Annotated in this window: 20 protein-coding genes; 12 read left to right on the plus strand and 8 right to left on the minus strand. The window is 70.9% G+C overall.

Features of this window, described 5'->3' with window-relative positions:
* The first annotated feature begins 87 nt into the window (after positions 1-87).
* The 4 genes from BW982_RS11045 (at position 88) to BW982_RS11060 (ending at position 6,537) form a co-directional block, all read left to right on the plus strand.
* Positions 88-1,815, plus strand: a complete 1,728-nt coding sequence (locus BW982_RS11045; RefSeq protein ID WP_076493163.1) for an ABC transporter ATP-binding protein — start codon at positions 88-90, stop codon at positions 1,813-1,815.
* On the plus strand, positions 1,812-3,842 hold the full coding sequence (locus tag BW982_RS11050) for an ABC transporter ATP-binding protein (protein WP_076493165.1): 2,031 nt from the start codon (positions 1,812-1,814) through the stop codon (positions 3,840-3,842). The genes BW982_RS11045 and BW982_RS11050 overlap by 4 nt, the downstream gene beginning before the upstream one ends.
* A 255-nt stretch (positions 3,843-4,097) precedes the next feature.
* On the plus strand, positions 4,098-5,306 hold the full coding sequence (locus tag BW982_RS11055) for a glycosyltransferase (RefSeq protein ID WP_076493166.1): 1,209 nt from the start codon (positions 4,098-4,100) through the stop codon (positions 5,304-5,306).
* A 4-nt stretch (positions 5,307-5,310) separates the two neighbouring features.
* Positions 5,311-6,537 (plus strand): glycosyltransferase, encoded by a 1,227-nt coding sequence (locus BW982_RS11060; protein ID WP_076493168.1) that lies wholly within the window; start codon positions 5,311-5,313, stop codon positions 6,535-6,537.
* Here BW982_RS11060 and BW982_RS11065 read toward each other — a convergent pair.
* Positions 6,510-6,752, minus strand: a complete 243-nt coding sequence (locus BW982_RS11065; protein ID WP_076493170.1) for a hypothetical protein — start codon at positions 6,750-6,752, stop codon at positions 6,510-6,512. The genes BW982_RS11060 and BW982_RS11065 overlap by 28 nt on opposite strands.
* An 85-nt stretch (positions 6,753-6,837) precedes the next feature.
* Between BW982_RS11065 and BW982_RS11070 the strand changes: the two genes are divergently transcribed.
* Positions 6,838-7,824, plus strand: a complete 987-nt coding sequence (locus BW982_RS11070) for a GlxA family transcriptional regulator (RefSeq protein WP_076493171.1) — start codon at positions 6,838-6,840, stop codon at positions 7,822-7,824.
* 144 nt (positions 7,825-7,968) lie between these two features.
* On the opposite strand, the gene BW982_RS11075 is transcribed toward BW982_RS11070, so the two are convergent.
* Entirely contained in the window at positions 7,969-9,345 is a 1,377-nt protein-coding gene (locus tag BW982_RS11075; protein WP_254845579.1) for a DUF2252 domain-containing protein, read from the minus strand.
* A 131-nt stretch (positions 9,346-9,476) separates the two neighbouring features.
* On the opposite strand from BW982_RS11075, the gene BW982_RS11080 reads away from it, so the two are divergent.
* Together BW982_RS11080 and rraA are read left to right on the plus strand one after the other, a co-directional pair.
* Positions 9,477-11,678 (plus strand): ATP-dependent Clp protease ATP-binding subunit, encoded by a 2,202-nt coding sequence (locus BW982_RS11080; RefSeq protein WP_076493173.1) that lies wholly within the window; start codon positions 9,477-9,479, stop codon positions 11,676-11,678.
* A gap of 181 nt (positions 11,679-11,859) precedes the next feature.
* Positions 11,860-12,327 carry a ribonuclease E activity regulator RraA gene (gene rraA / locus BW982_RS11085; RefSeq protein ID WP_076493174.1) on the plus strand — a complete coding sequence of 156 codons (468 nt, stop codon included), beginning with the start codon at positions 11,860-11,862 and terminating at the stop codon, positions 12,325-12,327.
* Between the two features lie 117 nt (positions 12,328-12,444).
* Here rraA and BW982_RS11090 read toward each other — a convergent pair whose 3' ends face one another.
* Both BW982_RS11090 and BW982_RS11095 read right to left on the minus strand, forming a co-directional pair.
* Positions 12,445-13,029 carry a nitroreductase family protein gene (locus tag BW982_RS11090; RefSeq protein ID WP_076493176.1) on the minus strand — a complete coding sequence of 195 codons (585 nt, stop codon included), beginning with the start codon at positions 13,027-13,029 and terminating at the stop codon, positions 12,445-12,447.
* A 96-nt stretch (positions 13,030-13,125) separates the two neighbouring features.
* Positions 13,126-14,493 (minus strand): glucose-6-phosphate dehydrogenase, encoded by a 1,368-nt coding sequence (locus BW982_RS11095; protein ID WP_076493177.1) that lies wholly within the window; start codon positions 14,491-14,493, stop codon positions 13,126-13,128.
* Between the two features lie 114 nt (positions 14,494-14,607).
* Between BW982_RS11095 and BW982_RS11100 the strand changes: the two genes are divergently transcribed.
* Genes BW982_RS11100 through BW982_RS11115 form a run of 4 tightly spaced genes read left to right on the plus strand, consistent with a single transcriptional unit; the run spans position 14,608 to position 18,266 of the window.
* Positions 14,608-16,377: a glycoside hydrolase family 15 protein gene (locus tag BW982_RS11100; protein ID WP_254845580.1), complete on the plus strand. Its 1,770-nt coding sequence runs from the start codon at positions 14,608-14,610 to the stop codon at positions 16,375-16,377.
* A 41-nt stretch (positions 16,378-16,418) separates the two neighbouring features.
* Positions 16,419-17,144 carry a hypothetical protein gene (locus BW982_RS11105; RefSeq protein WP_076493179.1) on the plus strand — a complete coding sequence of 242 codons (726 nt, stop codon included), beginning with the start codon at positions 16,419-16,421 and terminating at the stop codon, positions 17,142-17,144.
* 47 nt (positions 17,145-17,191) lie between these two features.
* Positions 17,192-17,869: a hypothetical protein gene (locus BW982_RS11110; protein WP_076493180.1), complete on the plus strand. Its 678-nt coding sequence runs from the start codon at positions 17,192-17,194 to the stop codon at positions 17,867-17,869.
* A gap of 16 nt (positions 17,870-17,885) precedes the next feature.
* The gene (locus tag BW982_RS11115) at positions 17,886-18,266 is read left to right on the plus strand and encodes a VOC family protein (RefSeq protein WP_076493182.1); all 381 of its coding nucleotides are present in this window, start codon (positions 17,886-17,888) and stop codon (positions 18,264-18,266) included.
* A gap of 74 nt (positions 18,267-18,340) precedes the next feature.
* On the opposite strand, the gene BW982_RS11120 is transcribed toward BW982_RS11115, so the two are convergent.
* The 4 genes from BW982_RS11120 to BW982_RS11135 form a co-directional block, all read right to left on the minus strand.
* Positions 18,341-19,468 carry an ABC transporter permease gene (locus BW982_RS11120; RefSeq protein ID WP_076493183.1) on the minus strand — a complete coding sequence of 376 codons (1,128 nt, stop codon included), beginning with the start codon at positions 19,466-19,468 and terminating at the stop codon, positions 18,341-18,343.
* Positions 19,465-20,349 carry an ABC transporter ATP-binding protein gene (locus BW982_RS11125; RefSeq protein WP_076493703.1) on the minus strand — a complete coding sequence of 295 codons (885 nt, stop codon included), beginning with the start codon at positions 20,347-20,349 and terminating at the stop codon, positions 19,465-19,467. Before BW982_RS11125 ends, BW982_RS11120 begins: the two co-directional genes overlap by 4 nt.
* Before the next feature lie 100 nt (positions 20,350-20,449).
* A complete protein-coding gene (locus BW982_RS11130) occupies positions 20,450-21,130 on the minus strand; it encodes a response regulator (RefSeq protein WP_076493185.1) in 681 nt (226 codons plus the stop codon).
* Complete coding sequence (locus BW982_RS11135; protein WP_076493186.1) at positions 21,123-22,388, minus strand: sensor histidine kinase; 1,266 nt, start codon at positions 22,386-22,388, stop codon at positions 21,123-21,125. The genes BW982_RS11130 and BW982_RS11135 overlap by 8 nt, the downstream gene beginning before the upstream one ends.
* Before the next feature lie 143 nt (positions 22,389-22,531).
* Between BW982_RS11135 and BW982_RS11140 the strand changes: the two genes are divergently transcribed.
* Entirely contained in the window at positions 22,532-23,104 is a 573-nt protein-coding gene (locus tag BW982_RS11140) for an NADPH-dependent FMN reductase (RefSeq protein ID WP_076493188.1), read from the plus strand.
* Positions 23,105-23,141 lie beyond the last annotated feature (37 nt).

Below are 23,141 nucleotides of genomic sequence, written 5' to 3' on the forward strand. Positions count from 1 at the left end.
GCGGAAGCACTCCCGCGATGTCGGAGGTTCGTGCGACTCTTGTTCCGCGGTGGTCGCGCCGCCACGATCTGACATCCGGAGAACGTCGTGCTCGGAAAGCTCCTCATTCGGTACCTCTCGAAGTACCGCTGGCTCCTCGTCGCCATCCTGGCGTTCCAGGCTGCGTCCGCCGTCGCGACGCTGTTCCTGCCGCGCTTGAACGCCGACATCATCAACCTCGGCGTCGCCCGCGGCGACACCGGCTACATCTGGTCGCGCGGCGCGATCATGCTGGTCATCTCGCTCGGGCAGATCACGGCATCCGTCATCGCCACGTACTTCGCCGCGCGCGCGGCGATGGCCGCCGGGCGCGACATCCGACGCGATGTGTTCGAGCGGGTGAGCGGCTTCTCGGAACGGGAACTCTCGCAGTTCGGCGCCGGTTCGCTGATCACGCGCAACACCAACGACGTGCAGCAGGTCCAGATGCTCGCGATGATGGGCGCGACGATGCTCGTCAGCGCCCCGCTCCTGGCCATCGGCGGCATCATCATGGCGCTGCAGCAGGACGTGGGCCTGAGCTGGCTGATCGGCGTCGCGGTGCCCGTCCTGCTGGTCCTGGTCGCGCTGATCATCGCCCGGATGGTGCCGCTCTTCCGCAGCTACCAGGCCAAGCTCGACGCCGTGAACCGCATCATGCGCGAGCAGCTGACCGGCGTCCGCGTCGTGCGCGCGTTCGTGCGCGAGCGCATCGAAGAAGAGCGGTTCCGCGGCGCGAACACCGACATCCTCGTGGTGGGGCGCAAGGTGGGGTCCCTCTTCGTCCTGCTGTTCCCGCTCGCGATGCTCGTCCTGAACGTCACCGTGGTCGGAGTCATCTGGTTCGGCGGCATCCAGGTCGACGCCGGCGGGGTCGAGATCGGTACGCTCTTCGCCTTCATCCAGTACGTCGCGCAGATCCTCGGCGGCGTCCTCATGGCGAGCTTCATGACGGTGATGATCCCGCGGGCCGCCGTCTCGGCCGAACGCATCGGCGAGGTGCTCGACAGCACCTCCACCCTCGTCCGTCCCGAGAACCCGGTCGCCGCGTTCCCCGCGCCGGGCGAGGTCGTCTTCGACGACGTCGCGTTCGCCTACCCCGGCGCCGAGGCCCCCGTCGTCTCGGGCATCAGCTTCACCGCGGCTCCGGGGGAAACCGTCGCGATCGTCGGATCGACGGGATCCGGCAAGACGACGCTGGTCTCGCTCATCCCGCGCCTGTTCGACGTGACCGACGGCGCCGTGCGCGTCGGCGGCGTCGACGTGCGACAGGCCGATCTCGACGAGCTGTGGCGCGGGATCGGGCTCGTGCCCCAGCGTCCGTTCCTCTTCAGCGGCACCGTCGCCTCGAACCTGCGGTTCGGGCGTGAAGAGGCCACCGACGACGAGCTGTGGCGTGCGCTCGAGATCGCACAGGGTCGCGACTTCGTGCGAGAGATGGAGGGCGGCCTCGAGGCCCGCATCGCGCAGGGCGGCACGAACGTGTCCGGCGGGCAGCGCCAGCGCCTGGCCATCGCCCGCGCGATCGTGCACCGGCCGCGCGTCCTGGTCTTCGACGACTCGTTCTCGGCCCTCGACCTGACCACCGACGCGCGATTGCGCAGAGCCCTGTGGGAAGAGTTGCCGGAGGTCACGAAGATCGTCGTGGCGCAGCGCGTCTCGACGATCACCGGGGCCGACCGAATCGTGGTTCTGGAAGACGGCCGCATGGTCGGACTCGGCACCCACGACGACCTCCTGCAGTCCAGCGCCACGTATCGCGAGATCGTCGAGTCGCAGCTGGGGGTGGAAGCATGAGCACGCCCGACGCCCTCACCGAAGAAGACCGCGCGGAACTCGAGCTCGCCGAGCAGGCGCGGCAGAACTCCGGCGACTGGAACAGTGTCGCTCCGGGCAAGGCCGCAGCCTTCGGCCCGAGCTTCCGCCGACTCATCGGTCTGCTGCGCCCTCACGCCTGGGCGTTCGCGGTCGTCTCGTTCCTCGGGGCCGTCGGTGTGGTGCTCGCGGTGCTCGCGCCGCGGGTCCTCGGCAACGCCACCAACATCATCTTCGAGGGCGTCGTCTCGAAATCCCTCGCGCAGGGGTTCCCCGAGGGCACCCCGAAAGACACCGTCGTCGAGGCCCTCCGGTCGGCCGGTCAAGGCGACGTCGCCAACATCGTCTCGGCGATGGACAACTTCCAGGTCGGCGCCGGGGTCAACTTCGACGCGCTGCGCATCGTCATCGTCACGGTGCTCGCCATCTACGTCGGCTCGTCGCTGCTGTCGTGGATCCAGGGCTACGTCATCAACGTGATCATGGTGCGCACGATGTGGCGCCTGCGGGAAGACGTCGAGGCGAAGATCAACCGCCTGCCGCTGTCCTACTTCGACAAGGTGCAGCGCGGCGAGCTGATCTCGCGCGTGACCAACGACATCGACAACATCACGCAGACGATGCAGCAGTCGCTCTCCAGCGCCCTCACCTCGGTGCTGACGGTGCTCGGCGTGCTCATCATGATGTTCAGCATCTCGTGGCAGCTGGCTCTCGTCGCCCTCGTCTCCCTGCCGCTCATGGCGGTGATCTTCGGCGTGATCGGCCCCAAGTCGCAGAAGGCCTTCGGCGAGCAGTGGAAGAAGGTCGGTCGCCTCAACGCCCGCATCGAGGAGTCCTTCTCGGGCCACGCGCTCGTGAAGGTGTACGGCCGCGAGAAGGACGCGCGGGAGAAGTTCGAGGTCGAGAACGACGAGCTGTTCGAGGCGAGCTTCCGGGCCCAGTTCCTGTCCGGCATGATCATGCCCGGCATGATGTTCGTCGGGAACCTCACCTACGTCGGCATCGCGGTGCTGGGCGGCCTGATGGTCGCCGGCGGACAGATCCGTCTCGGTGACGTGCAGGCGTTCATCCAGTACTCGCAGCAGTTCACTCAGCCTCTGTCGCAGCTTGGTGGAATGGCCGCCGTCGTGCAGTCGGGCACCGCCTCCGCGGAGCGCGTGTTCGCGCTCCTCGACGCCGACGAGCAAGACCCGGATGCCGACGACGCCCCGGCCCACGTCGAGGGCCACGGCGTCATCGAGTTCGAGTCGGTCCGCTTCTCGTACACGCCGGAGCGGCCGCTCATCCGTGACCTGTCGTTCCGGGTCGAGCCCGGTCAGACCGTTGCGATCGTCGGTCCGACCGGGGCGGGGAAGACCACCCTCGTCAACCTCATCATGCGGTTCTACGAGCTCGACGGCGGCCGGATCCTCCTCGACGGGCAGGACATCGCCGACCTCCGTCGCGACGACGTGCGGTCGCGCACCGGCATGGTGCTGCAGGACCCGTGGCTGTTCGCCGGCACGATCCGCGACAACATCCGGTACGGTCGCGAGTCGGCCACCGACGAAGAGATCGTGGAGGCCGCCGTCGCGACGCGCGTCGACCAGTTCGTGCACTCTCTACCCGAGGGGTACGACACGGTCCTCGACGAGGATGCCGCGAACGTCTCGGCCGGTGAGAAGCAGCTCATCACGATCGCACGCGCGTTCGTCGCACGGCCGTCGGTGCTGATCCTCGACGAAGCCACGTCGTCGGTCGACACGCGCACGGAGCTGCTGTTGCAGCAGGCCATGGCGGCGCTCCGCGAGGGCCGCACCTCCTTCGTCATCGCGCACCGGCTGTCGACGATCCGCGACGCCGACCTCATCCTCGTGATGGAGCACGGCGACATCGTCGAGCAGGGTTCGCACGACGAACTGATCTCGGCGCACGGCGCGTACTGGCGCCTGTACCAGTCGCAGTTCGAGGCCGCGGCGGGCGACGAGGCGGCCACTCCCGAGTTGGATCCGACCGCGACGCGCACCTGACCCCACGACGGGGCACGATTCGTGCACCGGGGCGCGCAACGACCGCCCCGGTGCACGGATGCCGCCCCGGTCCGCCGCGCCCGAGGGAGTCCCGCGCACACGTCCGGCGCACGCGTCCGGCCCGCGAACGCCCGCGTCACGGGCCCCGCGCCCGGGCGGCATCCGGGGTCCTCCAAAAACCGCTCGGGTACAGTTGTGACGCGCATGCACCGCACAGTGCGACCCGTTCCGCCGCACAGATAGGCCTCACCACCCGTGACCACTCCTGCGACGCCCGCCCCTTCGTCCTCGGCCGACCGCCCGTTGAAGGTCCTGATCGGCGCCGACACCTTCCTGCCGCACGTCAACGGTGCCGCCCGCTTCGCCGAGCGGCTCGCCGCCGGTCTCGTGGCGCGCGGACACGACGTCCACGTCGCCGCCCCGAGCGTCGGACACGGCCACTCCGGCACGTTCACCGAGGTGATCGAGGGGGAGCCGATGACGATGCATCGCCTCCCCTCGTACCGTTTCCTTCCGCACGACTGGCTGACGTTCGTCCTGCCGTGGCGGTCGAAGCACTACGCCCGGCGGGTGCTCGATCAGGTGAAGCCCGACGTCGTGCACATCCAGTCGCACATCGTCATCGGTCGCGGTCTCGCGCGCGAGGCGCGGAAGCGGGGCATCCCGCTCATCGCCACGAATCACGTCATGGCCGAGAACATCCTCGACTTCACGACCCTGCCCGACTTCCTCGATCGCATCTTCGTCAAGCTCGCCTGGGCCGATGCGAAGCGCACGTTCGCCCTCACACGCGCGGTGACGACTCCCACCCGGCGGGCGGCGGACTTCCTCGAGGCGACCATCGACATCCGGGGCGTCATCCCCATCTCGTGCGGCATCGACCGCTCGAACTACACTGCCGATCTCGAGCCGCGCGAGGCGAACCGCATCCTGTTCGTCGGTCGCCTCACGACCGAGAAGGGCATCGACGTCGTCCTGCGCGCGCTCGCACAGCTCGACCCCGCTCTCGATGCGACGTTCGACATCGTCGGAGGCGGCGACCAGCGCCGCAACCTCGAGCAGCTCGCCGCCCAGCTGGGTGTCGCCGATCGTGTGACCTTCCACGGGCACGCGTCGGAGGAAGACCTGCGTGCCCTGTACACGCGCGCCACTGTCTTCGCGATCGCCTCGATCGCGGAGCTGCAGTCGATCGCCACCATGGAGGCCATGGCATCCGGTCTTCCCATCGTGGCCGCGGACGCCGTCGCGCTCCCGCATCTCGTGCACGACGGCGAGAACGGGTACCTCTTCGAACCGGGCAACGTCGCGGAGCTCACCGCGCGGCTGACCGACGTGCTCACCGCCGAGCCCGAGGAGCGCCGTCGCATGCAGCAGGCGTCGCTCGACGGCGTGCGGGTCCACGACATCGGTCGCACGCTCGACACGTTCGAGGCGCTCTACCGCGGTCGGCCGATCCCGGAGTGACCGCGTGCACGTGGTGATGTTCGCCGACCAGCACGTGGAGTCGCTGGGCGGTGCGCAGGTGTCGATGCGTCTGCAGCGCCGATTCCTGGAGCGCGCCGGGCACACCGTCACGGTCGTCGCCCCCCGGATGCACCGTCCGGCTCCCACCGATCCGGCGTACGTCGACCTCCCGTCGATCCCGGTCACCCCCGACCGGGAGTACGCGTTGTCGTGGCCCGGCATCCGCATCGATCGTTTCGTGGATGCCGCAATGGCGCGTCGCGCGCCGGTCGACGTCGTGCACGTGCAGGCGGATTTCTGGGGCGCGTTCATCGGCCACCGGTACGCCGCACGCCACGGTCTGCCGGTCGTGCACACCATGCACAACCGTGTCGACGTCGGCATCGAGGCGACGGCGCCGTTCCCCGCGCTGGTGCTGCGGGTGCTCAACGTGTGGGCGCGGCGCGCGCTGCGCCCGGCGCTGCGCGTCCGTGAGGCGCGGCGGGTGCCGGACGGCTGGGCCTACCTGCGTCGGCTCGCCGGGCTCTCGGCCGCGGTGACGGCCCCGTCGGCGCACTTCGCGCGACGACTCGAGGCGCACGGCGCGATGCCGGGGGCCTCCGGCGCCGCAGAGACCGCGGGAGTCGATGTGGTCTGGAACGGCATCGACGACGACATCCTGGATGCCGCGCTCGCGGCCGGGCCCGTCGAGCGGCGCCCCGGCCGCCCGCGGTTCGTCTGGATCGGTCGGATGAGTCCCGAGAAGCGCCTGCTGCCCTTCCTCGAGGCGGTGGCGGAGTCCGGGATCGACGCCGAGGTCGAGGTGATCGGCGGCGGAGCGCAGCTGCGCGCGGCCCGTCGCCTCGTGGAGCGCACGCGGCCGGTGGCATCCATCCGATTCGCGGGACGGATGCCGTACGCCCGGACGCTCGCCCGTCTCGCCGAGGCGGACGCGGTCGTGCAGACGTCGATCGGCTTCGAGACGCAGGGCATGACGGTGTTCGAGGCCGCGTCGCTCGGAACCCCCGCCGTCGTCAGCGACCCCGACATCGCCGCGGAGCTCGGCGGAGGCGTCTGGAGCGTCGCGGATGCCACGGTCCCGGCGCTCGCCGAGACCCTGCGCCGCGCGGCCGCGGACATCGCCGAGGGCTCCCCGGTCGCGGTGGATCCGTCGATCGAGGGGCGGTTCCGGCAGTCGTCGCGCACGGCGGCGATGGTCGAGGTCTACGCCCGCGCGGTCGCGCCGCGCTGAGCGCGCCGGATGCGGCCGGGGGCGGCGCGCCGCGGCGCCTCGATGCCCTCGGGCGCGGCCGCCGTCGCGTCGGCGCGGGGGGCGCGGAGCTCGGTGCCGCCGGGCAGACGGCGAGGGTCGGTGGGCACGCGACGGTGTCCGTCGGTGCGGACCAGCCACAGGGTGGAGCCGGTCCCGATCAGGGCGAGGATGCCGAGGGCGATGAAGTAAGCCATGGCAGATAAACTACGTCTGTACGAATCATGCCCACGAGTGGCATGATGGACGACGTTCGAAGTATTTCTGCCACCCGGAGGATCCATGCGTTCCGTCGCCGTCGTCGTCCAACCCGGCTTCGCCCCGTTCGAGTTCGGCCTCGCGTGCGAGGCGTTCGGGCTCGACCGCAGCGACGACGGCATCCCGAACTTCGACTTCCGCATCGTGAGTCCCGACCCGGGTGTCGTCCCGTCGAACATCGGGTTCTCGATCAACGTCGAGCACGGTCTCGAGGTCGCGGACGACGTCGACATCCTCGTGCTCGCCCCGATCCCCCGCGCGCAGTGGGAGGCCGTCGACGAACGCGTGCTCGACCTCGTCCGCCGCGCGGACGCGCGGGGCGCGTGGTTGCTCAGCGTGTGCAGCGGCTCCTTCGTGCTCGCCGCCGCGGGGGTGCTCGACGGACGTCGCGCCACCACGCACTGGCGGTACGCCGACACGATGGCGCGGATGTACCCCGCGATCGAGGTCGACCCCGACGTGCTGTACGTCCAGTCGGGCAACATCGTCACGAGCGCGGGCACCGCCGCCGGGCTCGACGCGTGCCTGCACCTTCTCCGGCAGGAACTGGGCGCCGAACTGGCCAACCGCATCGCCCGACGGATGGTCGTCGCTCCGCAGCGGGACGGCGGGCAGGCGCAGTTCATCGCGGCCCCGATCCCCGTCGACGCGTCGCTGTCGCTCGCGCCCGTCACCGAGTGGATGCTGCAGAACCTGCACGCCGACCTGCCGGTCGAGCGACTCGCGGCTCGCGCGCACATGTCGCCGCGGACGTTCGCGCGCAGGTTCAAAGCCGACTTCGGCGCCACGCCGGCCGCCTGGCTGGCGCGTCAGCGGATGCTGCACGCCCAGCGGCTCCTCGAAGAGACCGATCTCGGGCTCGACCGGATCGCGTCCGAGTGCGGCTTCGGCTCCGCGGCAGTGCTGCGGCAGAACTTCGCCCGCACGATGGGTCTCACGCCCACCGCGTACCGCGCGCGGTTCTCGTGCAGCGATGAGGCGGCCGCGTCCCGGGAAGCCGTGTCGGTCTGAGTCCGGCATGTCGCCGGGTCGTTGGCATCCATTGACCCGGGCCGTCGTGCGGAGATGGTGACGGTCGCGCCGGGTGGGCCGTGCTCGGGCTGGCGTGTCGCGGACGAACTCCGCGGGGCGGTGCGTCGCCGTGCCCCGGGGGCGTCAGGCGTGCGCGGCGACGAACGCGGCGTGGTCGGCGCGCGACAGGTCGGCGTACGCGAAGGCCCAGGATGCCAGGGCGTCGGTCAGGGCGCCACCGGACCCGACGTAGCCCGCCACGGCGGCGGCATCGGGGGACTGCGCGTGCGCGCGCGCGAGGGTGACGGCGCACGCCTGCGCGTACCGGCGGAACGGCTTGTCGGTCAACTCCACCATCTCGATGCCTCCCTTCATGTCGTGGAACTGGCGGACGTAGTAATCGGCGTCGGCGCCGCGGACGTGCCCGAGGAACGGGTCGGATACGCCCTGCAGCACCCGCTGCAGCGACACGACCCGGGCTCCTTCGCCGTCGGACGCGACGAGTGCGACCAGGGACTCCGGCTGACGGATGCCACCGAACTGCTGCAGCACACTGGCGCCGGCCTGCTTGCCCTGGAGGACGAAGGCGTGCGCGTCGCCGTCCTGCAGCAGCAGGAGGTAGCACCGCGTTCCGACGCTGCCCACCCCGACCACGCGTCGGGCGACGTCGGTGATGCTGTACTGCTCGAGGGTGAGACGCACGTCGACGTTCGCCGATGTCCGGTACGCGCCGTCGACGGCGAGGACGCGGGCGGCGAGCTCCGCGTCGACGGGGGTCATCAGCGGGGGGTGAGGAGTGAACGCGAGACGACCCGCACCGACGTCGGTGGTGAGCCGTCGGACGGCGCGGGCGCCGGTGCGACGTTCGGCGTCCGACATGGCGCGGCTGAGCACCGCCCGTGACGCGCGATCGAGCGAGTCGAGGACGTCCCGGGGGCCGAAGTGCTCGAAGTAGCGCTCGATCGGGTCGCGTCGGGTGAGGGTGCGGATCGCCCGGACATAGGAGCGGACGGTCGCCTCGACGGCATCCCGGACGATGGAGGGGTCGCGGTTCGTCTCCGCACCGGCCAGGACGACGCTGGTGAGGAGCCTCTTCACGTCCCATTCCCACGGGGCCCAGGCCGCCTCGTCGAAGTCGTTGAGGTCGAAGACGAGCGTGCGCTGCGGTGAGGCGTAGAAGCCGAAGTTCGCCACGTGCGCGTCGCCGCAGGAGGCGACGTGGAACGGGGTGGACGGGTCGCGCGCGAGGTCGGCGGCCATGACGGCCGCGGCGCCACGGTAGAAGGCGAAGGGGTTCGCCGACATCCGCTGGATGCGCAGCGGGACGAGTTCGGGGATCCGCGTCGCATTCTGCGCGGCCAGGATGCCGAGCGGGTCACGGCCCTCGACGGTCAGGCGGGCGAGATCGCGCCGCGGCACCCGCGCGCGCATCGCGCGACCCTGGGCGCGCCGCTCGGGCGACGAGGGCGGCGGGTTCCACGGGATGTCGGGGCGGGGCGCGGTGGCCGTACCGGTGCTCACGCGCTCACCATAGACCCGCTCCCGTCGGCGCCGTCAGGGGTATCTCGGCATCCATTGCCCTCCGGTTGTGCCGCTGCTAAACTTGAGTCAACGCAACTCAAGTTTGCGAAACGACTTCCCAGGAGAACGAAATGAACGCCACACAACAGCCGGGGCAGGAGGACGCGCGCAGCGCCCTCGAGCAGTTCGGCATCAACCTCACCGACCGGGCCCGCCAGGGCAAGCTCGACCCCGTCATCGGGCGTGACAGCGAGATCCGGCGCGTCAGCCAGGTGCTCACGCGCCGCACGAAGAACAACCCGGTCCTCATCGGCGAACCCGGCGTCGGCAAGACCGCCGTCGTCGAGGGACTCGCGCAGCGCATCGTCGCCGGAGACGTCGCCGAGAGCCTCAAGAACAAAGAGCTCGTGTCGCTCGACATCTCGGCCCTCGTGGCCGGTGCCATGTACCGCGGCCAGTTCGAGGAGCGGCTGAAGAGCGTCCTCAAGGAGATCACCGAGTCCGACGGCCGCATCATCACGTTCATCGACGAGCTTCACGTGCTCATGGGCGCGGGCGGCGGCGAGGGCTCGGTCGCGGCCTCCAACATGCTGAAGCCCATGCTTGCCCGCGGCGAGCTGCGCCTCATCGGCGCGACCACGCTCGACGAATACCGCGAGTTCATCGAGAAGGATGCCGCGCTCGAGCGCCGCTTCCAGCAGGTCTACGTCGGCGAGCCCACGGTCGAGGACACCATCGCGATCCTCCGCGGACTCAAGGAGCGGTACGAAGCGCACCACAAGGTCGCCATCGCCGACGCGGCGCTCGTCGCCGCGGCATCCCTCTCCCACCGGTACATCCCCTCGCGGCAACTGCCCGACAAGGCCATCGACCTGATCGACGAAGCTGCGTCCCGGCTGCGCATGGAGATCGACTCGGCTCCGCTCGAGATCGACGAGCTGCGCCGCCACGTCGACCGCCTGAAGCTCGAAGAGCTGGCGCTGAAGAAAGAGAAGGACGCCGCCTCGAAGGAGCGCCTGGCGACCCTGCGCGAAACCCTCGCCGCCGAGCAGTCCAAGCTCGACGAGCTGCAGGCCCGGTGGGAGCGCGAGCGCGCGTCGCTCAACCGCGTCGGCGACCTCAAGACGCGGCTCGACGCGGCCCGGGTGGATGCCGAGCGCGCCCAGCGCGAGGGCAACCTCGAGCGCGCGTCGCGCCTGCTGTACGCCGACATCCCGGCGCTCGAGCGCGAGCTGATGACCGCCGAGCGCGAGGAGCCCGCCGGCGACCGCATGGTCAACGACCAGGTCACCGACGAAGACATCGCCGCCGTCATCGCCGCGTGGACCGGCATCCCGGTCGGGCGTCTCCTGCAGGGCGAGACCGAGAAGCTCCTGCACCTGGAGCGCGAGCTCGGCAAGCGCCTGATCGGACAGAAGGACGCCGTGAAGGCGGTGTCCGATGCCGTGCGGCGCTCGCGGGCCGGCATCAGCGACCCGAATCGCCCGGTGGGGTCGTTCCTGTTCCTCGGCCCCACGGGTGTCGGAAAGACCGAGCTCGCGAAGGCGCTCGCCGACTTCCTGTTCGACGACGAGCGCGCCATGGTCCGCATCGACATGTCGGAGTACGGCGAGAAGCATTCCGTCGCGCGGCTCGTCGGTGCCCCTCCGGGATACATCGGCTACGAGCAGGGCGGGCAGCTCACCGAGGCCGTGCGTCGGCGCCCCTACAGCGTCGTACTGCTGGACGAGGTCGAGAAGGCGCACCCCGAGGTGTTCGACATCCTGCTGCAGGTGATGGACGACGGTCGGTTGACCGACGGCCAGGGCCGCACGGTCGACTTCACCAACGTCATCCTGATCCTGACGTCGAACCTCGGCTCGCCGATCCTCATCGACCCCACGCTGTCGATCGAGGTCAAGCGCGCGCAGGTGCAGGCGCTGGTGCGCCAGGCGTTCAAGCCCGAGTTCGTGAACCGTCTCGACGACATCGTGATCTTCCAGGCGCTGACCGAGGACGACCTCGCCCAGATCGTCGAGCTCGCGGTCGACGCGCTGCACAAGCGGCTGCGCGAGCGCCGGCTCACCCTCGCGGTGACGCCCGACGCCCGGTCGTGGCTCGCCGAGCGCGGGTACGACCCGGTGTACGGCGCGCGTCCGCTCCGTCGCCTGATCCAGTCCGAGGTGCAGGACCGCCTCGCGATGGCGATCCTCGCGGGCGGCGTGCGCGACGGCGACCTGGTGAAGGTCGACGTCGCGAGCGACGGGGAGTCGCTGGTGCTCACGAGCGCCGGCCCCGCCGCCGAGCCGGAGCCCGGCGACGACGACGTGATCGAGGCCGAGATCATTGAGTAGCCCCGCGCCCCGCCCCGTCCCGACTCCGCCTCTGGTGCCGATAAACGCGATTTGCGGCGAGAAACGCGCTCTCCCGCCGTGTCTCGCCGCCGATGGCGTTTATCGGCAAGGGGGGACGCCGGGGCGGGCCGCCGGGGTGGGGCGGGGGTGGGGCGCCGGGGCGCGTCGCTAGCCTGGCGGCATGACCATCGCTACGGCTGACCTCTACGACGAGCGCGGCGACGAGCTCGATTCGCTCTCCCTGCAGATGCTCGACCTCGGCGGACACGTCGCGTTCGACGGCCTCGTCCGTACCGTGCGGTGCCACCGCGACAACGCGCTCGTGAAGCGGGTGCTCGCCACGCCCGGAGCGGGCGCCGTGCTGGTCGTCGACGGTGGCGGCTCGCTCGAGTCCGCGCTCGTCGGCGACCTCATCGCCGCGTCGGCCGTCGAGAACGGGTGGGCGGGGATCATCGTGCACGGCGCGATCCGCGATCGGGCGGCGATGGCATCCCTGCCGTTGGGGGTCAAGGCGCTCGGCTCGAACCCGCGCAAGAGCGCGAAGGACGGCGTCGGCGAGGTCGATGTCGCCGTGACGATCGCGGGTGTGGTGTTCACGCCCGGGCGACACGTGTGGGCCGACGAGGACGGCGTGCTCGTCGAGCGCTGAGCCGGTTGCGGCACTCACCCGTGCGCGATGTCGCGCCGGTGCCCCGCCGCAGACGGGTCCGCCCCCGCACCGCGGGCGCGGATACGGGGGCGGATGGTGCCGGAGACCGGCGTCGTGTCAGGCGTCGAGCAGCAGGGACTCGGCGATGGGCCGGCGCGTGCGCGGTGCGGACTCGCGGGCGCGGACGGTCTCGTCGGCGGCATTCAGGTCGCCGAAGGCGCCCACGGCGATGACGGTCACCGGGGTGAAGCGGGGGTCGATCTCGAACGCGTGACGCAGGTCTTCGCCCGAGAAGCCGCCCATGGTGTGGGTGGCGAGGCCGCGGGCGTGGGCCTCGACGGTGAAGAACGCGGCGGACTGTCCGGCGTCGTAGGTCGCCCAGGGGCGGGCATTGCCCTCGTCGTCGACGGTCTCGGCCAGCACGACGAGCAGGGCCCCGGCGGCCGGCGCCCAGCCCTGGTTGAACCCGACGAGCGACGCGACGATCTTCGCGTGCGCGTCGGTTCCCCGGCGGGCGAGGAGGAAACGCCACGGCTGGGTGTTGTTGGCGGACGGCGACCAGCGGGCGGCCTCGAGGGCGGCGCGCAGGGCCTCTTCGTCGACGGGGGCGTCGGCGTCGAAGACGCGGGTGCTCCAGCGCTCGGCCAGGACGTCGAGGATCGGGACGTCGGTCTGGGCGGTGCGGTCGAGAACGTGGGACATGGGGTACTCCTGAGGGTGAGAACGTTGCCGGGGCGCCGTTGACCCGTTCCATCGAACGCCGTCGGACCCCCGGATGTTCCCGTGTGACGGAGAAAGTCACAGCCCCCAGGAGGTCGGACCGGCCGTCCCCGCCGGATACTCGTCGAGCGGCACCCGATCTTCCCGCCACGCGTCGATGACCGGCTGCACGATGCGCCAGCACTGCTCGGCGGCGTCGCCGCGGACAGCGAGCATCGCGTCGCCGTCCAGGATGCCGGAGAGCACCTCGCCATAGGCCTTCAGGCCACCCTCGCCGAGGTCGGCCGCGAGGGTCACGCGCTCCAGCTCGAGCGGGTCGTCGGCGCCGTTGACGTTCAGCCCGAGGCTCATGGTGTCGGGGCCGAGGGAGAACGTCAGTACCGAGGGGGCGCTCTCGCCGACGAAGCCGTCGGGCAGGTGCCGCACGGGCTTGAAGGTGACGGTGACGGCGGGGTCGCCGGCATCCGGGCCCAGCGCCTTGCCCGACCGCAGCACGATCGGCACGCCCTGCCAGCGAGCGGTGCGCACCTCGACCGTCATCTCGGCGAGCGTCTCGGTCTGGCGCGCGGGGTCGACGCCGGGCTCGTCGGCGTACGACGGGAAGTGCCGGTCGCCGATCGTGCCCTCGCTGTACCGGGCGCGGCGGGAGTTCTTCACGGCGTCGTCGCCCCACACGTGCGTCGCACGCAGCACCGCGGAGGTGGCATCCCGGAGATCGAGCTGGTCGAGAGAGGACGGCGGCTCCATCGTCACGAACGCCATGACCTGCAGCAGGTGGCTCTGGATCATGTCGACCAGGGCCCCGGCATGGTCGTAGTAGCCCGCGCGCCCCTCGAGTCCGAGCTTCTCGGGGAAGTCGACCGTGACACCGGCGATGTCGTCGGCCGACCACACGCTCTCGATGAGACGGTTGGCGAAGCGCACGCCGAGCAGGTTCAACACCGTCGAACGGCCGAGGAAGTGGTCGATCCGGAACACCTGGTTCTCGGGGACGAGCTTCGCGACCTGCTCGTTGAGAGCGTGGGCGCTGGCTTCGTCGGTGCCGAACGGCTTCTCGAGAGCCAGGATCGTGCCGTCGGGGAGGGTCGCGTCGGCCAGCGCGACGCACGCCTTCTCGGCGACCGCCGGGGGGACGGCGAAGTACAGCGCCGGCCGGCCCTCCGCGGCATCCAGGAGCTCTTGCAGGTCGGAGGTCTTCGTGATGTCGGCCTGACTGTACGTGGTGTCGGCCACCTTCTCGAAGGCCTTCTCGGCGCCCATCGTCGCGAAGGAGGCGCGCACGGTGTCGCGCCACTTCTCGTCGCTCCAGTCCTCCATGCCGGCGCCGTGCAGCCGGACCGAGCGGCTCGGCTCGCGCGTGAGCAGCTGCCCGAGGGCGGGCAGCAGGAGACGCGAGGTGAGGTCGCCCGAAGCGCCCAGGATGATCAGGGTGGTGTCCGCCGGCATGGGGCCACCGTAGCGTCCCCGTCCGACACCGCGTGGTCGCTTGCAGCGAGCCCACGGATGCCACTAGCGGGATGCACGGCCACGATGTCGGCATCCCCTGTCACAATCACGAGGGTGAGCACCGCGATCGAGGACTACGCCGTCCTCAGCAACTGCCGATCCGCCGCCCTGGTGTCCCGCTGGGGCAGCATCGACTGGCTCTGCCTGCCCCGGTACGACAGCGGGTCGATGTTCGGCGCGCTGCTCGGCGACGAGTCGCACGGGGCCTGGTCGCTGCGTCCGAGCGATCCGGATGCCACGGTCACCCGACACTACGACGCCGACACGTTCGTGCTGGTCACGCGCTGGCAGACGGCGACGGGGGTGGCCGAGGTGCACGACGCGATGCCGATCGACGAGGGCGTCGAGGCCGTGGTGCGGCGCGTGGTCGGGATCTCCGGCGAGGTCGACTTCGTCAGCGAGGTGCGGTTCCGGTTCGACTACGCCCGGGCGGTGCCGTGGGTGCGGCAGATCGGGAACGGCCACGCGCACGCGATCCTCGCGGTCGCCGGGCCGGATGCCGTGGTCCTCCGCGGTCCGCGCCTGATCGCGGTCGACACCGCGCACCGCGCGCGGTGGACGACCGTCGCGGGCGAGAGCGTCGATTCGGTGCTGCAGTGGGGGCCGTCGTGGCGCGAGGCGCCCGCCCCGATCGACGTGGATGCCACGCTCAAACGCACCATCGAGTGGTGGGCCTCGTGGGCGGAGCGCGTGCAGGCGGCGGGTGAGCACGCCGAGCTCGTCACCCGTTCGCTCCTGGTCCTGCGCGCGCTGACCCACGCGGAGACCGGCGGTATCGTGGCCGCGGCCACCACCTCGCTGCCCGAGGCGTTCGGCGGGGAACGGAACTGGGACTACCGCTACGTGTGGCTCCGCGACGCGGCGCTCACTCTCGTCGCGTACATCGACCACGGCTACCTCGACGCCGCGCATCGCTGGCGCACGTGGCTGCTGCGGGCGATCGCCGGCGATCCGGCCGACGTGCAGATCATGTACGGCATCGCGGGGGAGCGCGACCTGCCCGAGCGTGAGATCACGAGCCTGCCCGGCTACGAGGGGGCGCGGCCGGTCCGCATCGGGAACGGCGCGGTCGACCAGTACCAGGCCGATGTGATCGGCGAGGTCATGGTCGCCCTCGAGGCCGCCCGGAGGGCCGGCGTCGAGGAGACCACGTTCTCGTGGGCCTTGCAGCGCACGCTGCTCGATCAGCTCGTGCAGTGGGTCGATCGTCCCGACAACGGCATCTGGGAGATGCGCGGCGACCCCCACTTCTTCACGCACTCCCGGGCGATGGTGTGGGCGGCGTTCGATCGTGGCATCCGGGCCGTGGAAGAGAACGGGCTGGAGGGCGAGGTCGACACGTGGCGTGAGCTGCGCGATCGCGTTCGGGCCGACATCGACGCGCACGGCGTGCACCGCGGCGGCTGGTTCACGCAGCACGCCGATACCGACGAGGTCGACGCGTCGCTGCTGATCCTGCCGCAGGTGGGTTTCTGCGCGTACGACGACCCGCGCATGCTCGCCACCGTCGCGCGCATGGAGCAGACCCTCATGCCCGACGGGTGGCTGCTGCGCTATCGGACGACGGGCGTCGACGGGCTCGCGGGCGACGAGCACCCGTTCCTGGCGTGCTCGTTCTGGCTCGTCGGCCAGTACGCGCGCACGGGCCGACGCGACGACGCCGTCGCCCTCATGCGGCGGCTGACCGCGGTCGCGAACGACGTGGGGCTGCTGTCCGAGGAGTACGACCCGAAGGGCAAGCGGCAGGCCGGCAACACACCGCAGGCGCTGTCGCACCTCGCGCTCGTGGGAGCGGCGGACGCCCTGGGCGCCACGGCTCCCTGACTACCGCCCCACCCTGCCTCGGGCGGTTCTAGAGTCGGGGCATGACCGACGACGACGTCGAGCTGAACCACCTGCGCGAGCGCGTCTACGGCGCTGCCGCCCTCCCGGCGACACCGGACGAGATCGCACGCCTCACGGCCCTCGAAGAGGCCGCCCGTGCCCGCCGTGCCCCCAGCCCCGCCGCCGATCACGCTCCGGCCGCCGCTTCCGTGGCATCCGCCGAGCCCGTGGACCTGCCCGGCGACCCTGCCGACGAGGGGGCGCCGAGGGATGCCGCACCTCCGCGCCACCGCTCGCTCGCGGTGATCGCGGCGGTCGTCGCGGCGGGTGTCCTGCTCGGGGCGGGGTACGCCGCGGGCGTGGCCGCACCGTCCCTCGTCGCCGCTTCGGCCACCCCGTCTCCGACCCCGTCGGCGCGGTATCCCGAGCTGGCGTTCCCGCAGACCGACGACGACGTCATCTCGGCCAGCATCATCGACGACAGTGGGATCGACCCCGCCACCACACGGTACATCGCCGTGATGCGCGGCTTCCGCGTGTTCCTCGCCCAGCCGGAGCGGGGGGAGGGGGTGTGCGTGGTGACGTTCATCGTCGTCAACGATCAGCCGTGGTCCGCGGGATGCACGACCGGAGGACCCTTCGACGACGGTGCCGTGTTCGGCATCGACCGGCACCTGAGCGTCGCGCTCGGAGACACGTCCCGGATGTCGATCCGCGGAACGCCCGTGCGCCTGTCGGAGTCGGTCACGGCGTACGTCGTCGAGTGACGCGGGCGTGGGGCCGTGGCCACCTGTGGCACGCCTAGAGTCGTGGCATGAGCGACGTCGACGTCGAGCTGATCCGCCTCCGCGAGCGTGTGTACGGCGGGCGGGGGAGCGCGCCCACCGAGGCGGAGATCGCCCGGCTCGCCGACCTCGAGGAGCGCCTTCGCCTCGGCACCGATCCGGTCCCACCCGACGCCCCGCCGCCCGAGGCACCCGCCGACGACGCGCAGCCCGCTGACGCAGACGCGCCCGCGCCCGGCCGTCCTCTCGCCCGGCGCATCCTCACGGGTCTCGCCGGCGTCGCCCTCCTCGGACTCGGCATCGCGATCGGCTTCGCCGCGGCCACTCAGCCCGCCCCGACCGACGCCACGGCATCCGGCCTGCCCGAACTCGCCTTCGTGCAGACCTCCGAGGACGTGATCTCCGGCGACATCCTGTCCGACAGCGGCATCGACCCGGCGAGCATCCGCTACATCGCCACGATCCGCGACTTCCGCATCTACCTCGCCGTCCCCGACGACGGCGACGGCCGGTGCATCGCGGTCTTCACCTCCACCGACAACCGGCCGTGGTCGGCGGGGTGCGCGAGCGGCGCGCAGCCCGGCGCGGCGGTCTTCGGTGTCGACGAGAACCTCTCCGTCGCCATCGGCGACCCGGCCGACGACACCGTCGCGGGGACGCAGATCCGACTCTCCGACAGCGTCACGGCCTACGTGCGGCCGAACTAGAGAAAGGGGCACGACCATGTTCGATCCTGACGGGGCCTTCTCGGGCCTGGCCGTCGACGACCTCGACGCCGCCCACCGCTTCTACGCCGACACCCTCGGCATCCGGGTGGAGGTGCTCGAGGGATCCGGGTTCCTCGTCCTGCACCTCGGATCCGGTGGGCGCGTGCTCGTCTACGGCAAACCGCACCACGTGCCGGCGACGTTCACGGTGCTGAACTTCCCCGTCTCCGACGTCGAGGCGGCGGTCGACGATCTCCGCTCGCGCGGTGTCGAGACGAAGATCTACGACGACGCGGACATCCCCACGGACTCCCGCGGGATCATGCGCGAAGGAGGACCGTTGATCGCCTGGTTCCGCGACCCCGCGGGCAACGTCCTCGCCGTCCTCGAAGAGTGACCTCGCGACACGGAAAGCGGGATGGATGCCAGAAGCCGTGGCATCCATCCCGCCGGTGACCGGGCCCGAGCCGGTCAGCCCCGCAGCGCCTCCGCGAGCTTGACGCGCGCGCCCATGCGCAGCAGGGAGTTCTGGTAGATCCGCGCGGCGATTGCGATCGCGGCGATGCAGGAGGCGACGAGGATCACCAGCGACAGCACCGGCTCCCACCACTGCGCGTCGCCGAGGTACATCCGCAGCGGCATCCCCACCGGTGCCGAGAACGGCACGTACGACATGATCGTCAGCACGACGGGGTTGTCGTTGAAGAAGATCACGAGGAAGTACGGCGCCATCACGAGCATCGTGATCGGAGTCGTGGTCGCGCCGATGTCCTCCTGGCGCGACACCATCGCGGCGGCCGCGGCGAACAGCGAGGCCAGCAGTGTGAACCCGAAGAGGAAGAAGATCGCGAACCACGCGATCGGTGCGCCGAGAGCACCGAGCACCCCCACCTGGTCGGTCACCGCGAGCCCGATCACCGCCACCGCCGCGAGCAGCACGATCTGCGCCATCGCGAGGATGGTGTTGCCGAGAACCTTGCCCGCCAGCAGCGCCCGCACCGGGATCGCGGAGATCAGGATCTCGACGACGCGCGTCTGCTTCTCTTCCACCACGCTCTGGGCGATCGTCCCGCCGAAGGTGCTGGCCGCGATGAGGAACACGATGCCGAACCCGAGGGCGATGAAGTAGCGCAGCGCATCCGCCGCGCCCGCGCCGGGTTCCATCGTCTCCACCTCGGGAGTCTCGCTGAGCAGCTGCAGCAGCGCCCCCGGCACCTTGTCCTTCACCACGACCGTGTAGTCGAACGCGGGGTTCGACGATCCCGACACGAGGGCGGCATCCACCGTCCCGTCCTCGACGAGCGCGCGGGCGGTGGCGTCGGAATCGGCGACCGTCGCGTCTACGCCCGCGACCCCCGACAGCGCGGGCTGCGTCTGGTTCGTGACGGCGACGGGGATGCCACTGCCCCCGGCGTTCTGCGCGGCGAAACCGCCCCACAGCACCGACGCGAGGGCGGCGAGCACGAGGATCGCCGTCGAGATCACGAAGACCTTGCTCCGCAGCTTCGATCCGATCTCGCGCTCGGCCACGAGCCACACGCTCTGCAGTTCGCTGGGAGCGCCCGGCGCCGACCGGCGCGATGTGGGTGCGGTGCTCACTGGATGACCTCCTTGAAGATGTCGGCGAGGGTCGGGCGCTGAGGCGCGAAACTCGCCACGTCGCCGCGGGCGACCGCCGCCCGCAGCACGGCCTGAGCCGCGTCGTCGTCGGCCGCGTCGAAGACGGCGTACCCGCCGTCGAAGTCGAGGACCGTGATACCGGGCTGGTCGCGCAGCCAGCCCGCGTCACCGCCCGAGAGCAGCTCGTACCGGTGCGTCGCGTGCTGGGCGCGCAGCGCGTCGCGACTGCCGGCCGCACGGATCGTTCCGGCGGCGATGATCACGAGGTCGTCGCACAGCCGCTCGACCACGTCGAGCTGGTGCGACGAGAACAGCACGGCGGTGCCCGTGGCCGCCTTCTCCTGCAGCACGCCCGCGACGACGTCGACCGCGAGCGGGTCGAGGCCCGAGAACGGTTCGTCCAGGATCAGGACCTCCGGCTCGTGCACGAGCGACGCCGCGATCTGCGCGCGCTGCTGGTTGCCGAGCGACAGCGTCTCGACCAGGTCGTTCAGGCGCTCGCCGAGTCCGAGGCGTTCGAGCAGGGCGGTCGCCTTCGCGGTGGCCTCCGCCTTGCCGAAGCCGTGGAGGCGCGCGAGGTAGGCGATGTGCTCGACGACCTTCATCTTCGGGTACAGGCCGCGCTCCTCGGGCATGTAGCCGAAGCGGCGGCGGTCCCCGGCGGTGAGCTCGGCGCCGTCGATCGACACCGTGCCGGCATCCTTCCCGAGCACGCCGAGCGCGATCCGCATGGTCGTGGTCTTTCCCGCGCCGTTGCCGCCGACGAATCCCGTCAGACGTCCCGGGGCCACGGTGAAGGTCACGTCGTCGAGCACCCGGCGTCCGCCGTAGCTCTTGGTGATGCCGTTCAGTTCGAGCACGGTCCACCCCTTTCTGGTGATGGCATCCACGCTACGGACGGCCGTGCGGCGCGTCATCCGTCCGGGGGCGGGTTCCGTCCCTCCGTCGTGCGGGGGAGCGCTACGCCAGGCCGTGGCGGTGGGCCAGCACGACGGCCTGGACGCGGTCGCGCGCGCCGAGCTTCTGCAGCACGTTCGACACGTGCGTCTTCACGGTGGCTTCGCCGATGAACAGCCGCGCGGCGATCTCGGCGTTGCTCAGAGCCTCGGCGACGAGTTTCAGCACCTCGGTCTCGCGGTCGGTGAGCGGCTCGGCGAGGACGAGGGGCGGGGCGGCCGGACGCTGTGCGGGGGATGCCACGGCCTCGCCGCCCTGGCCCGCGAACCGCGCGATGACGCGGCGCGTGACCTCGGGGGCGAGCAGCGCGTCGCCCGCGCCCACCACGCGCACCGCGCCCACCAGCTCTTCCGGTCCCGCGTTCTTCAGCAGGAAGCCGCTCGCGCCCGCCGCGAGGGCGTCGAACAGGTAGTCGTCGCGGTCGAACGTCGTGACGATGAGGACGGCGGCGTCCGAGTCGGGGTCGGCGACGATGCGCCGCGTCGCCTCGAGCCCGTCCATGTCGGGCATCTGGACGTCCATGCAGATCACGTCGGGCTGCAGCGTCTCCGCCGCGGCGATCGCCTCGATCCCCGTGCGCGCTTCGCCGACGACCTCGATGTCGTCTTCGAGCGACAGGATCGTGCGGAACCCCGCCCGCATCATCGCGTGGTCGTCGACCAGCAGCACGCGCAGGTCAGACATGCGCGACCTCCGCCTCCGCCAGGGGCACACGCACCCGCACGAGATAGCCGCCGCGCGTGCGCGGCCCCATCTCGATGCTGCCGCCCGACACGGCCGCGCGTTCGCGCATTCCACGCTGCCCGAGGCCCGGGGCTCCGGACGCGCGGCGGCCCGTGTTGGTCACCTCGAGTTCGACGGTCGAGTCGTCGAACCGCACACGCACGTCGGCCGTGGCATCCGGCCCCGCATGCCGACGGGCGTTCGTCAACGCCTCCTGGGCGATGCGGAACAGGTTCACCTGCACCACCGGGGACGGCTCGGTCGCCGGTTCGCCGATGACCGCGAACGTCGTCGGCAGTCCCGCGGCACAGGCCGCCTCGACGAGGGAGGGGATGGATGCCAGCCCGTGGGTGGTCGGAGCGGTGTCGACATTCGGCTCGTCGTCGGCATCCGGGGTGCGGAGCGTCTCGAGCAGCTGGCGCAGCTCGCGCAGGGAAGTGCGCGCCGACTCCTCGATGCCGCTCAGCACCTCGCGCGATGTGTCCGGGTCGCGGTCCATGACCGAGCGGGCGACTCCGGCCTGCACGCCCATCAGCGAGACGTGGTGGGCGACGACATCGTGCAGTTCGCGCGCGATGCGCACCCGGTCGAGGGCGACGGCCTGGGCGGCGGTGATCTCGCGCTCGGCCTCGAGTTCGGCCGTGCGCTCCTCGAGGGCGAGGCGCTGCAGGCGCTGCTGATGCGAGCGCTCGCCGAAGAAGTACGCGCCGCCGAAGAAGAGGGCGTTGAGGGCGAGCCCCAGCAGTTGCGAGGCGACGAAGGGCGAGAAGGCGCCCGTGCGCGACGGGAATCCCTCGGGCACCTGGTCGACCGGCATGGTCGCATCTTGGAACATCACCACGAACAACCACGCGAACATGCCCAGGATGATGGCCGCCCGCACGATCGTGGCCCGGCGTCGGTTCGTCGACCACGCTCCGACCGTGTAGATCGCGATGAACATGGCGATGTTGCCCGCGTACACCTCGGGCACTCTCAGCGTCACGGCGAAGAAGTACGCCGCCGAGACGATCACGGCCACGATCGACGGCCAGCGTCGCCGGAAGGCGAGCGGAATCGACAGCACCGCGACGTACGCGACGGCGAGGACGAACTCGGCCTGCTGATCGCCGTAGATCCCCGCGACCGCGGAGAGCACGGCGCTGAGCAGCCCTCCGACGAACAGCACCGCCGCGAGCACGATGTCGCTGCGCCACTGCGCCCGGGTGAGGTTCGGCATCCCTCCACGGTAGAGGGGGCTTCCGACGTTCGGCATCCCCCTGGGGGCGGAGTCAAGCCCCGCGGGGAATAGTCCGAGAAACGAAAAGCTTGCACGTGAATGCATTCGGGCGCCCGCGCCCTCGTCATCCAGGAAGGATCATCGTGACCGACCACACCATCGGCTACATCGTCGGAAGCATCTCCAGCACCTCGATCAACCGCCGCCTGGCGAAGGCGCTCGAGAAGGTGGCGCCCGAGGGCGTGACCCTGAAGGAGATCCCGATCAAGGACCTCCCGTTCTACTCGCCCGACTACGACGGCGACTTCCCCCAGGTCGCGGTCGATTTCAAGAACGCGATCGAGGATGCCGACGCGGTGTTCATCGTGACCCCCGAGTACAGCCGCTCGATCCCCGGCGTGCTGAAGAACGCGCTGGACTGGTCGGCGCGTCCCTACGGTGAGGCGTCGTTCAACGACAAGCCCACCGCGGTCATCGGCACGTCGCAGGGCGGCATCGCCACGGCAGCCGGCCAGCAGCACCTGCGCTCGGTGCTCCTGCACTACAACGCCCTCGTCCTCGGCCAGCCCGAGGGTTACATCCAGTCCACGCCCGGCCTCTTCGAGGAGGACGGCACCGTCACCGACGAGGGCACGGCGGCGTTCCTGCGTTCGATCATCGAGGCGCTCGTGACGCTCGCCCAGCGGACGGCTCCCGCGCCGGTGCCGGCGGCCTGACGCACCACCTCTCGGTCTGGGGCGCGTTTGGCGCTTC

The sequence above is a fragment of the Microbacterium sp. RURRCA19A genome, assembly GCF_900156455.1.
Lineage (GTDB): Bacteria > Actinomycetota > Actinomycetes > Actinomycetales > Microbacteriaceae > Microbacterium.